Here is a 12,561-nt window from a genome sequence, read left to right on the forward strand (position 1 = left end):
CGTTGAACTTATATAGTTAACGTATACGAACCGGAAAGGATGACAGAATATGCGATTTCGCCAGGTCCATCTTGATTTCCATACCTCCGAAGCAATTAACCCGATCGGAGCCCGTTTTGACAAAAAGCAGTTTCAGGAAATGCTGCGGCTAGGCCATGTGGATTCCATTACGCTGTTCTCCAAATGTCATCACGGCTGGGCTTATCATCCTTCGGAAGCCAATGAGATTCATCCGGGTCTCAGCTTTGACCTGCTTGGCGCAGCAATCGAAGCCGCTCATGAGATTGACGTAAAAACGCCCGTATACTTGTCGGCCGGTCTTGACGAGAAGCTTGCCAGACGTCACCCGGAATGGCTGATCCGCGATGAGAATGACAGTACCGGCTGGGTGAAGGGATTTTTGGAGCCGGGTTATCATCAATTTTGCATGAATTCCCCTTACCTGGATATTCTCCTTGCTCAGATTAACGAAGTGTTGTCCCGCTATGACGCGGACGGCTTGTTCCTTGACATTGTTGGCGTGCGCAAATGCTATTGCCATAACTGTATGGAAAGCGCCTTGCGCGAGGGGAAGGATCCGAGGGACAAAGAGGCGATGCGGAGTCTGTGGGAAAAGACGTATGCCAATTATACGGCGAGGGTTGAGGAAACGGTGGAAGCTGTTAAACCGGGTCTGCCGATCTTCCATAATGGCGGTCACATTAAGCGGGGCCGCCGTGATCTGGCAAGGATGAACAGCCATCTGGAGCTGGAATCGTTGCCGACGGGCGGCTGGGGCTATGACCACTTCCCGCTGTCGGCCAGGTACGCACAAACGCTAGGCGTTGATTTCCTCGGCATGACCGGGAAATTCCATACGTCCTGGGGAGAATTTGGCGGCTATAAGCATCCGAACGCCCTTCGGTACGAAGCGGCGCTTAGCATAGCCAATGGAGCAAAGTGCTCGATCGGTGACCAGCTGCATCCCGACGGGTATATGGATAAGGCAACTTATGCTCTGATTGGAGAAGCCTATAGCGAGGTCCAGAGTAAGGAAGCATGGTGCGTTAAGACGACCAATGTTGCCGATGTGGCGCTTCTCTCGCTTGAAGCAACCGGTGTGCATGGGAAGGCAAGGGACGGGCAGCGCAAGACGAATTCCGATGCAGGGGCCGTACGCATGCTGCTTGAAGGGAAATTCTTGTTTGATGTCGTTGATATGGAGCATGATTTTACCGCCTATAAAGTATTGATAATGCCGGATTATGTGGCGGTAGAGGATGATTTAAAGGTTAAATTGGAGCAATACTTGCAGCAGGGCGGCAAAATTCTCGCCACGGGCTGGTCCGGACTTAATCCCGAAGGCAGTCATTTTGCCGTTGATCTCGGAGTAAGGTATTTGGGAGAAAATGCGTTCCAACCGGATTATTTCCGGCCTTTCTTTAAGCCGGCGAGTTTAGGGGAGGCATCATTCATCTTTTATTCCCGGGGACAAAAAATCGAGCTTGCCGGCGGCACCGAGCTTGGAAGGCGCGAGGACCCGTATTTTAACCGGGATGCATTTACATTTTGCTCCCATCAGCATACGCCGAGCAGCCACGCCTATGGAGGTCCAGGCATGGTAGAGAGCGCAAGCGGGATCTATATTGCTTGGAACGTATTTGATGACTACGCCGCCAAAGGCAGCCTGATCTTGAAGGAATCGGTTCTCTACGCGCTGAATCGCCTGCTCCCAGGCAAGACGCTGCAGACCAATCTGCCTGCGCAAGGGGTGGTCACCCTCCAGGAGCAGAAGGAGCAGAGCCGGCTGGTTAACCACTTGCTGTATGCTTCCCCAGTACGCCGGGGGGATGGTATTGAAGTAATCGAGGATATCGTGCCGTTGTATAATGTTCAGGTTTCCGTCAGGACGGCGAGTCCGGTGAAGAAAGTCTATCTGGCACCACAGATGACACCGCTGCCGTTCAGCTATGAGGATGGAGTGCTCAATTATACCGTGCTTGTTGTAGAGTGCCATCAGATGGCCGTTATCGATTATGAATAAGAGGCTGACGATTAACAATAAAAGGATGAACTATCATGAATAGTAGACCGCTGACTGAATTTATCGACCGATTAACCTCCTGGCGCATCCCGTGGGCGGAGGTTATGGTCATTCATCGTAATGAGACCGTATTCCGTTACCGGAGCGGCTACTCCAGTCTGGAAGAGGAGACGCCAATCGAAGAGGGACGGATCTTCAATATCTATTCGATGACCAAAATCATGACCTGCGTGGCGGCCCTTCGGCTTGTTGAACAAGGCAAGCTTCTGCTGAATGATCCGTTATCGGCCTATCTTCCGGAATACACCGAGATGAACGTTCGCAAGCGGCTGCCGGAAGGCAAGGTTGCAATCGAGAAGGCGAAGAGGCCTGTCAGAGTGCGTGATCTCTTCACCATGACAGCCGGTTTCTCTTATGATATCGGATCACCTTCCGTGCAGGAGGTTGTGGAACGGACAGAGGGTAAGGTGCCGACACGCGCCTTCGCGGAGGCACTCGCCAAAGAGCCGCTGCTCTTCGAGCCGGGTACCCGCTGGAATTACAGCCTATGTCATGATGTGCTCGGGGCACTCGTAGAGGTAGTGGACGGACGGCGCTTCAGCACCTATATCCGGGATGAAATAACCGGACCGCTAGGCATGCACGATACTTGCTTTGATCTGTCTGACGAGCAGCAAAGCCGTCTGATTCCGCAATATGAATATAACGACAAGCTGGGCAGGCCCGTGCGCAAAGACGGGAACGGCTACCGTATCGGAACCGAATTCGAAAGCGGCGGTGCAGGACTATTGTCTACGGTAAGCGACTATGCGCTTTTCCTGAATGCGCTCACCAATAAGGGAACAAGCCCGGATGGCGTACGCATTCTATCGCCTGCAATGGTCGATTTGATGCGGACGGATCAATTAACCGAGCGAATGCAGGGTGATTACTCATGGGAGCAGCTTACAGGTTATGGCTATGGGCTAGGCGTCAGAACACATGTCTCCAAGGCGCGCAGCGGGTCGCTCAGCCCGCTTGGTGAGTTTGGCTGGAGCGGCGCCGCAGGCTGTATGGCGATTATCGATCCGGATTCACGGCTGACGGTCATGTATGCGCAGCATCTGCTTAATAACCAGGAGCCTTACGTGCATCCGCGGTTGAGAAATATCGTATACGCGAGCTTGTAGTTTCCCTTAGAAACAGAGAGAGAGACCGTTCCAATGGAACGGACTCTCTCTGTTTATTTAAGAGCGCCGGTGCTCGTGATATGAATATGAACTTCCGGCGTTATTTTTACCTCCGGATATTTGCTCTTCCAGTCGATCGTTTTCCAAAGCTCGGAATGACTCACTTTCAGCTTGCGTCCTATCCCGAAGGCATCGCAGTTTGCCTTCAGCAAAATGCCCGTAATTTTGGCAGCCTGCTTATTTAGGGATTCAGCCAGCTCCTTGCTTAATTGTTTTGAATCTATAATCCAGTCCGGACTGCCTGTATAGCTGTCGATATTGCCATACAAATCAATCCGTATTTTGCTTTCTATGGATTGTGTTTGGTCATTGACAGTCACTTTGAAACTCCGTTTCATCTTGCGCACTTCAAAGGAAACAACACTCTCTCCCAGCGGTATATCCAGCCATGCTACGCTGCTCATCTTATCCTTAAGCAGCATTAACAGGCTGCTATCGTTACGTGCCAAGGTTACTCCCGTAAAAGTATCTTCATTAAACAACCCGATGCTGTCAATGACTAAAGCGCCGTTGCTCATTTTTCGAATGATGGGTAATACCGTATCTTCAGACGGGTCTGAGATCTGGTTCCACAGGGAGTACAAGGTCTGACTAGGAACGAGAGATGTTCTTTCCGAACTATTTACCATTTGCTTGATATCAAAGGCAATCGGGTTGTTCTCAACCTCCGGAACCGATAAAATGTCGGAACCTTGACCTTTGGCAATCAGCACCTTTGTATTCAGATAGGCTTTAGGAAGACGGTAAAAAAACTCCAAAATGGGCATGATCCCCTGATGCGCAAGCTCATCGCCGATAATAATGACAAACGCTTTATTCGCTTCAATCGTCCCGGGCAGCATGCTGTCCATTTTATGGCCGATTTCGGGAATGTTATGACCGGTCGATTGAGCTAATTTATCCTTAACGTCGAATTGCCCGCCACCTTTGCTCTCCAGAATAATCGCCTTAACCGTCCCCAGAATTTGACCGTTTTCCTGTGTGTCTAGGGCAATCCCGTTCACTAATTTCTTATTGATCAGCATTTTGGCATCCCAGCAACCGGGAAGGAGCAGCAGAATCCCTAAACAGACAGCCGGTATGAGCTTTTTCATCATGTCAATCTCCTCTTATGATAGCTTAGCAGTAAGAAGGACATCGTCCACATGAGAAGGGGAACAGCCGCGATCATAATGAGATAGCCGTATTCCATCCATTTGCTGAAGGTATCCAGGCTTTCCCGCGTAGACATGTAGATGGCCAGCATTAAAATAAGCACGCCGCTGATCCTAACCATTCTTTGATAGGTTTTTCTTGTTGTTGTAAGGGTTTTGCCAGCTAAACATAAATAAGAAACAATCGTAGTTGACATGGGAATGATCCAAATGGACAGGAAGATCAAGTCCAACCGGTCAAAGAGCTGGAAGCTTAATCCCCTGAGCAGAAACAAGACAGGTTCTTTCACCTTGGACAAGGCTTCTTGACTAAAGCCGATCAAACAAATAAAGACAAAATAAGAGTAGAACAAGGTCACAAAACAGTTGGCCAAAGTTAAGGTCTTCATCACCTCCCGAGGAGACGCCTTCACCTGCGCAATAAAGAAGAGGATAACCTCAAAGCCGAGCATCGCAAAAAACGTTTTTCCACTGCCTTTAAAGATTTGGGATATACCGGCCTGACCTACAGGCAAAACGTTGGACAAATGCACATCATTTACAAAGGTTGCCAAGCTCATGGCAAACAAGACAAAAAGCAGAACGGAGGCTAATTGATAAAATCTTGCGATAACACGCAAATCCTCGACTGCGAGATAGATTCCGATTACGATAATTAGCAGGATTAGAACCCAGCTTGGAGTCAGAGGCAGAAGCCAGACTTTAATGAGCTTTACGTATAGCGTACAAGCATACCCCGCAATGAGGACAAAAAAGCCGTAATAAATACAATTCACGGCTCTCCCGATATATTTTCCGAAAAAGAGGACAGTCATTTGGCTTAAATTCTTTTCTGGATATCTGCTGCATAAATGCCAATACGCCAGGATCAACAGCTGAATAACCACTCCTGATCCTAACACCGATATCCACGCATCTCCGCCGGCAGATTCCTGAATGTCCGAAGGCAATGATAATAGTCCTATTCCAATTTGGGTTTTGATGACCAGGAAAAACAGTTGATTTTTTGTAATGGAATTATTCAATGGCGTTTCCACCTCTGGGTAAACGACTGTTTATGTGAACCGGATTTTTGGGCATTTTTTTCGGTTTTCCAAACCGGCAGTCTCAGGAAAATATCCTTCATGCTCTCTTTCCCCTTAAACGGCCCAAAAGGCGCGAAGTAAGGGACTCCTAACGTTTCGATTTTGCATAAATGAATAAAAACCACCATCATCATAACCGAGATTCCGAAGAAGCCAAATAAGGCGGCAGCGAGCATGGTCGGAAATCCTAATATTCGCAGGCTTGTTCCAAATTCATTTAGCGGGGCCGCAAAGGAAGCGATGGCCGTCAGTCCGATCACGACAATCATCGTATGAGAGACAAGATGAGCCTCCACGACAGCCGTTCCGATAACTAAACCGCCGACGATCCCGATCGTTTGGGCAATAGGAGAAGGAAGCCGTATGGATGCTTCCTTCAGCAGCTCCAGAATAATCTGCATCGCAATAGCCTCCACAATCGGGGGGAACGGTACATAGGTTAAAGAAACCTTAACGGAATATAGAATGCCGGGAGGAAGCACTTCCGAATGAAACGACACGATGGCGATATAGATCGCAGGCAGGCTGATCGCCAGAACAAAGCTGATCATCCGGACAAAACGGAAAAAGGAGCCGGTAATCCACCTGCTGTTATAGTCATCCGGCGACTGGTAGAAGGTGAAGAACTTAATCGGAATCACTAATACCGTTGGATTTCCGTCGACCACAATATTGATTTTACCTTCGAGCAGATAAGAGACCGCCCGGTCCGTACGTTCCGTATGCAGGGATTGGGGAAACGGGGAAAGCGGATGCTCCTCGATCATCTCATCGATTTCGCCGGTTGAAATTAAATGCGTGAGATTAATGGATCGCAGTCTCTTTTCGCATTCCTTTACGATATTCGGGTCGGCCAGGTTCTCCATATAGACCATTGCTACCTTTGTATTGGTCAGAGACCCCATTGAAAAATATTTCACTTTCAATTGCGGGCTTTTGACCCGATAGCGAAGCAGATAGATATTTGTGCTCAAGCTTTCTACAAAGCCTTCATGCGAACCCTTGATAATTTGCTCGGCCGAAGGCTCTTCGATTGACCGGCTGTGCAATAGAGCAGCGGAAATCATATAAGCCTTTGCGCGGCTGTCGGGCAAAACAACGCAATAACCATCCAGCAAAGCCTGCCCGATAAGGGGAAGATCCGAGGATTGACGGGCGCCCGAGACAGCTTCGATGGCAGCGAAGCCCTCCTCAAGAAAGGGCTGTATAATATTGAATTGAATAAGTTCCATTTTCGTAAGAGATTCCAGGTAAAGGATCGTGCACCTCTCGTTATGAAAGGTGAGATTTTGCGTTATTAAATCCTCCGTATAGGACAAGTAATCGTTAATTGCAGCGCTATTTAATGTCATGTCATCACCTTCTTCTGATTCCGAGTTTGTCCCTATTATGAGCAAGTATTAGGTAAATTATGAGTAATGAGATGTTTAACTCAGCGGCAACGTGTTGACATGGAGTTCACTCCAGCATGTATACTCCGATTGTGTTTATCTTTTCAAGACAAAGGAGTAGAGAAACGATGTGTAAATCTCATGTACTGAGTGTTTCAAGTGCGAAAGCACCTTTCGAAAAAACGACGATAGAGCGGAGAGCTTTGCGTCCGGACGATATTCTGATCGATATTAAATTCAGCGGAATCTGTCATTCTGACATTCATACCGCCTTTGGCGAATGGGGAGAGACGATCTTCCCGCTGGTCCCCGGCCATGAAATTGCCGGCGTTGTAGAAGCCGTAGGTTCAGCTGTAACTCAGTTTGCTGTTGGCGACCGCGTTGGTGTAGGCTGCTTTGTGGATTCCTGCGGGGAATGCGAGTACTGCCTTAAGGGCGAGGAGCAATTTTGCACGAAAGGCGTAGTAAGTACCTATAATGCATTGGACTATGACGGCCAGCCGACTCATGGCGGCTACAGCCAGAAAATTGTCGTGACGGAGCGATTTGTTGTCCGTATTCCGGACAGCCTGGAGCTGGACGTGGCAAGCCCGCTGTTATGCGCCGGCATTACGACCTATTCTCCACTCAAGCATTGGAACGCCGGTCCAGGCAAAAAAGTAGCAATCGTAGGCATGGGCGGACTTGGCCATCTGGCTGTTCAATATGCGCATGCATTAGGCGCGGAAGTAACCGTATTGAGCCAGTCCTTGAGCAAAAAAGAAGAAGCACTGGCGTTTGGTGCGGATCATTATTATGCGACAAGCGACCCTGCTACCTTTAAAGAGCTGGCTAACCGCTTTGATCTGATTCTGAATACCGTGTCTGCTAATCTGAATGTGGATGCTTATCTGTCCTTGCTTCGAGTGGACGGAACGCTTGTTAATGTGGGAGCTCCAAGCGAAGCAGATACCTATCATGCGTTCTCTCTGATTATGCAGCGCCGTAATCTTGCAGGCTCGCTTGTTGGCGGGATTCGTCAGACGCAGGAGATGCTTGATTTCTCTGCCGAGCATGGCATCAAGCCGCAAATTGAACGGATCAGCGCGGATCAAGTGGATGAAGCGTACCAGCGTGTACTGCGCAGTGATGTCCGCTACCGGTTTGTCATTGATATTTCAACTTTGTAAGCTGGGAAAACGAGGGATCGGTGAGCCAACTCTTGACTTGGAGTTCACTCCAGGTGGTAGACTATAAAGAATAGATCTTATTCTTGGAGGGAACAATCCGTATGAGAATGGCTGAAGTAAGCGCCAAGTTTGAACTGTCGCAGGATACGCTCCGTTATTATGAACGGATCGGACTCATTCCCCCTGTTAACCGCAATAATAATGGAATTAGAGAATACAACGAAGATAATCTTAGATGGGTTGAGTTTATTAAATGCATGCGGAGCGCAGGTCTTCCCATTGAGGCGTTAATTGAATATGTCAACTTGTTTCAACAAGGAGACTGCACCTTAAGCGCAAGAAAAGATCTGCTTATTGAACAACGTGAGCAGCTTCGTCTCCGGATTGAGGAGATGGTCCAAACGATGGGGCGGCTAGACTCCAAGATCGAGAATTATGGACAATCCTTACATGAAACCGAGAAAGCTTTGTCCAGATCTTAAACGACGAGATGAAAGAAAAAGCAGCCGCTGGCTGCTTTTTCTTTTTGGTTGAAATAAAAGAAATGTGGCAGCCGTTTACGACTGCTCCAACATAAAAGGCCATAATCAGACAAAAATAGCGACTTGAAACGGGGATTTTTGGGAGTAAAGTAGGATGTGGACGGAAGTGGCAGGAAGTAAAATCGAGAGCGTGGAGCCCTTTTTAGATGGAGTGCTCCATCTTTTTGAAGGATTAAGAAACCGGTTTCATGAAACCGTTTTCTTTTTTCCTTGGGAGGAGAAAACAGGTACAGCAAGCGTTTGGGGCAGATGAAATGTTTTTGACCAATTGACTTAAGGGGGAAAACGAGTGAAACCGTTCAAGCTTAAGAAAAGCACCGCAGCAGCGATGCTTGGCACTGTAATCAGCCTTACCTCATTCGGAAGTCCGACTTTTGCCGCCGAGGCCGTAAAACCGGCAGTCACCTATGATGCCGTGATTAACGTGGATGCGTCAACAACCTTCCAGGAAATCGATAATTTTGGAGCATCCGATGCCTGGTCGATGGAGCAGCTCGGCAAGAATTGGACGGAAGCAAATAAATCGCGCGTAGCGGATCTGCTCTTCTCGAGAGACAAGGGGATTGGCTTAACCGCATGGCGTTTCAATATCGGAGCCGGCTCAACGGAGACGGACAAAACGATTATTACGGATCCATGGCGCCGTGTGGAAACGTTCAAAGCTTCGGAGGACAGCGATTATGATTGGAGCAAGCAGGCCGGTCAGCAATGGTTCCTGAAAGCAGCCAAGGATCGGGGCGTCGACACGCTCATCGGCTTCGTCAACAGCCCTCCCGTATGGATGACGAAGAACGGTCATGCCCAGCCGGATGCTGCCGTTGGATCGACGAACTTGAAAGAAGGGTACGAGGACGAATTTGCCGCCTTCCTGACGGATGTGATCGAGCATTTCAAGAAGCAGGGCATTAATCTTAACTATATCAGCCCGATTAATGAACCAACCTGGGACTGGAACAAAGCCGGCCAGGAAGGCAACCGTTACAACAACGACGATATTAAGCGGGTCATTCTCGAGCTGTATAGTCAATTGAAAGCCAAAGGGCTGAATTCGCAGATCAGCGCACCAGATGGTGTTGAAATTACAGCTCTGCTGGATGACGAAGTATTCAAATCGTTCTCGGGTCAAGAAAAGTATATGGGCGGTTCGAACAGCCTGGGCGTAGGCAAATACCGCGAATATATTAAAGACCTGCTTGGCGATCCGGAGCTTCAGGAAGCCGTCGGGCATCATATCGCTTCCCACTCCTACTGGTCGGATTACAGCAATCCGGGGGATGACCGTCTCGGGACATTAAGAGACCTGCTCTTCTCCAATCTGAACAAATATGACCGTGAAGCCGTCTACTGGGTTAGCGAATATTGCATTCTCGGAGATTACGGACCTGGCCGTGATCTTGGTATTGATCCCGCTCTCCATATTGCGAAGACGATTCATTTCGATTTGGCGAGAGCGAATGCCTCTGCCTGGCAGTGGTGGACGGCTGTATCGGCAGGCGATTACAAGGATGGCCTGATCTATACCGATTACCATAACCCGGGTGATGAGCAGAATATCCTCACTTCCAAAATGTTCTGGACTCTTGGCAACTACAGTAAATTTATCCGCCCGGGCGCAGAGCGTGTTGCACTGACCGGACTCGATGAAGACGCGCGCAACGGCGCGCTGCTTGGTTCCGCATACAAGCATGACGGAGAAAATACCGTTACAACGGTGTTCGTCAACGATAGCAGCAAAGAGCAGCATATCAAGGTAGAATTAAGCGGCATCGATAATCATGAGGCCATTCATGTGCTGAAGCCCTATGTAACATCGGCGGATCAAGATTTGGAGAGAGGAGCAGATATTCCGGCTTCGGCTGACGGTTCCTTTGACGCGGTCATTCCAGCACGTTCGATCGTGACGCTTAATGGTGATGTGGTCAAAGAAAACAAGAAGCCCGATGCTCCTCAGATTTTAAAGGTAGAGCCTTTGAACAAAGGATTGAAAGTAGATTTCAAAGCTCCGAAAGGCGCTTATAACTATGAAGTGGAGTATGGCTTCAAGAATAGCAAAAAAGTATTGAAATTATCGAATATGTCTGCGGATTCCTTTGTGCTGCAAGGTCTGCAAAACAATGCTTCATATTATGTGACTATCCGTGCGGCTAATGACAACGGTTTTGGACCAACATCCAAACGCGCATATGGCACGCCTGAGCTGCTTGCTCCGGCAGTCGTCAAAGCCGCAGGGACGGATGGCGGTTTTACCATTACCTACAACACTCAAATCGGTGTACCTGCTTACCGCGTCCGTTATGGTACCCAACAAGGCAAATACGACACGCAATATGTAACGCAAGAAACGAGCGGGAAAATTCAAATCAATGGACTTATGAACGGAAAGGTCTATTACGGTGTAATTGAGGCCGTAGACGGCAAGAACACCAGCAAACCAACGGCTGAGTTTAAAGTGCAGCCAAACATTGCAGCACCTGGCAAGCTGATTGCAATTCCGGGCAACGGGGAAGCTTTGCTTACCTTTGGCTCCGTTGAAGGAGCTGTTGGTTATACGGTACAAACAACGTTAAACAATAATGTCCAGCAGATCAGCGGCAATAAGACGGTATTGACCGGTTTGACGAACGGCAAGGCTGTCACCATTCGCGTATCGACAGTTGGCAAAGGCGGTAAAGGAACGGGCTATGCCGAAACGTCGGTAACACCTGCAAATGGAGAAGTCCGGTTCAAGGATGATTTTACGAGCGGAGCTCTCACCGGCTATAGCCAGGATGTAAGCAAGTGGGTCATCGAAGATGGTCTGCTGAAGCATGCATCTGGCGGCAATAACCGCGGTGAGATTGGGGTTAATAATCTGACGGTGATTGACGGTACGATTACGGCTGTTGCGAAGCATGCCCTGGGCGAAGCGGATTGGGGCGTTACATTCCGCGGAAGCAGTTACTCGAAGGGGTACATGTTTGGCTATGAGAACGGCATTCTTGTCCTTCGCAGGGATGGTCAGAATCTGGCTGATCCGGTGCCATTCTCCGCGAAATTAGGGGAGTATTACAATATGGAAGTCCGGTTGAACGGCCAGCATATTCAAGCCTATCTCGATGGTACGCTCATCTTTGATGTGAAAGATACGATGTACACAAGCGGCCGCGTAGGGCTTCATAGCTGGGCGGATGCACAATTTGCTTATTTGCAGGCTGCCCGTAATCCGGAGAACCTGACGGCAGCACCGGAAATCTATCAGATCAAAGAAGGCGACGGGCAAGTTGTGCTTCATTACCGGGAAGTGGATGGCGCTGGCAGCTATCTCATCCGTTATGCTGCGAAGAACGGAGGTACGGTGACTGAGGTTGCTGCTGCATCAGGCTCTTCTGTTGTCACGGGCCTTCAGAACAATACGGCCTATTCATTCAAGGTTGTTGCGGTCCGGGGCACGGTGGAAACGGAATCCGCTCCAATGGACGCAACGCCTAACTCGAATAATAGCGTGGTCTATTATGTTGATGCCGGGGATGGAACGCCGGGAACTCTTGAGGACGGTGAAGTGCTTGGCGTATTCCAGTCACAGGAAGAGCAGGAGTATAGCCTTGACCCTATTACGGGCATGAAGTGGGGTTATGAAGCGGATAACGGACAGACTTGGGCTCAAACCTCTCCGGTAGATGCTTACGAAACGATCCGTCAATACGATGGCAATGAGAACGGCAAAGGACTCGCTTACCGCTTCCAGCTGCCGGACGGTACGTATAGGGTGACGGTTGGCTTCTATGATCCATGGAAGTCGAGCGACCGAAACATGAATGTGACGATTAACGGCGAGACCAAGCTGTCCAATTATGTGATTGGCGCAAGCCGCGAAGCCAAGGTGTTTGAGGATATTTCCGCAGTAAACGGCGAGATCATTGTTAAAGCGGTAAAAGCAGGCAACTCCAAACCGATGATCAGCTGGATTAAGATCGAGAAGTAGTCGTGAA

9 protein-coding genes are annotated in these 12,561 nt (G+C 49.0%); 6 read left to right on the plus strand and 3 right to left on the minus strand.

Going from position 1 to position 12,561, the window contains the following annotated elements:
- Positions 1 to 49 precede the first annotated feature (49 nt).
- Both BM200_RS00875 and BM200_RS00880 read left to right on the plus strand, forming a co-directional pair.
- Complete coding sequence (locus BM200_RS00875) at positions 50 to 2,023, plus strand: beta-galactosidase trimerization domain-containing protein (RefSeq protein WP_091180257.1); 1,974 nt, start codon at positions 50 to 52, stop codon at positions 2,021 to 2,023.
- 35 nt (positions 2,024 to 2,058) lie between these two features.
- The gene (locus BM200_RS00880) at positions 2,059 to 3,192 is read left to right on the plus strand and encodes a serine hydrolase domain-containing protein (RefSeq protein WP_091180259.1); all 1,134 of its coding nucleotides are present in this window, start codon (positions 2,059 to 2,061) and stop codon (positions 3,190 to 3,192) included.
- 53 nt (positions 3,193 to 3,245) lie between these two features.
- On the opposite strand, the gene BM200_RS00885 is transcribed toward BM200_RS00880, so the two are convergent.
- The 3 genes from BM200_RS00885 to BM200_RS00895 are packed head-to-tail and all read right to left on the minus strand — an operon-like array spanning position 3,246 to position 6,843.
- On the minus strand, positions 3,246 to 4,349 hold the full coding sequence (locus tag BM200_RS00885) for a Ger(x)C family spore germination protein (protein ID WP_091180261.1): 1,104 nt from the start codon (positions 4,347 to 4,349) through the stop codon (positions 3,246 to 3,248).
- A complete protein-coding gene (locus tag BM200_RS00890; RefSeq protein ID WP_175532693.1) occupies positions 4,346 to 5,431 on the minus strand; it encodes a GerAB/ArcD/ProY family transporter in 1,086 nt (361 codons plus the stop codon). Before BM200_RS00890 ends, BM200_RS00885 begins: the two co-directional genes overlap by 4 nt.
- Positions 5,428 to 6,843, minus strand: a complete 1,416-nt coding sequence (locus BM200_RS00895; protein WP_091180264.1) for a spore germination protein — start codon at positions 6,841 to 6,843, stop codon at positions 5,428 to 5,430. The genes BM200_RS00890 and BM200_RS00895 overlap by 4 nt, the downstream gene beginning before the upstream one ends.
- Positions 6,844 to 7,010: 167 nt before the next feature.
- Between BM200_RS00895 and BM200_RS00900 the strand changes: the two genes are divergently transcribed.
- From BM200_RS00900 to BM200_RS00910, 4 genes are all read left to right on the plus strand, one after another.
- Positions 7,011 to 8,051 carry an NAD(P)-dependent alcohol dehydrogenase gene (locus tag BM200_RS00900; protein WP_091180267.1) on the plus strand — a complete coding sequence of 347 codons (1,041 nt, stop codon included), beginning with the start codon at positions 7,011 to 7,013 and terminating at the stop codon, positions 8,049 to 8,051.
- Between the two features lie 101 nt (positions 8,052 to 8,152).
- The gene (locus BM200_RS00905; protein WP_091180270.1) at positions 8,153 to 8,533 is read left to right on the plus strand and encodes a MerR family transcriptional regulator; all 381 of its coding nucleotides are present in this window, start codon (positions 8,153 to 8,155) and stop codon (positions 8,531 to 8,533) included.
- Positions 8,534 to 8,687: 154 nt separating this feature from the next.
- On the plus strand, positions 8,688 to 8,846 hold the full coding sequence (locus tag BM200_RS29855) for a hypothetical protein (RefSeq protein WP_175532694.1): 159 nt from the start codon (positions 8,688 to 8,690) through the stop codon (positions 8,844 to 8,846).
- Positions 8,847 to 8,882: 36 nt separating this feature from the next.
- On the plus strand, positions 8,883 to 12,554 hold the full coding sequence (locus BM200_RS00910; RefSeq protein WP_245772844.1) for a glycoside hydrolase: 3,672 nt from the start codon (positions 8,883 to 8,885) through the stop codon (positions 12,552 to 12,554).
- Positions 12,555 to 12,561: the final 7 nt, after the last annotated feature.

Source organism: Paenibacillus catalpae (assembly GCF_900112695.1).
GTDB classification, from domain to species: domain Bacteria; phylum Bacillota; class Bacilli; order Paenibacillales; family Paenibacillaceae; genus Pristimantibacillus; species Pristimantibacillus catalpae.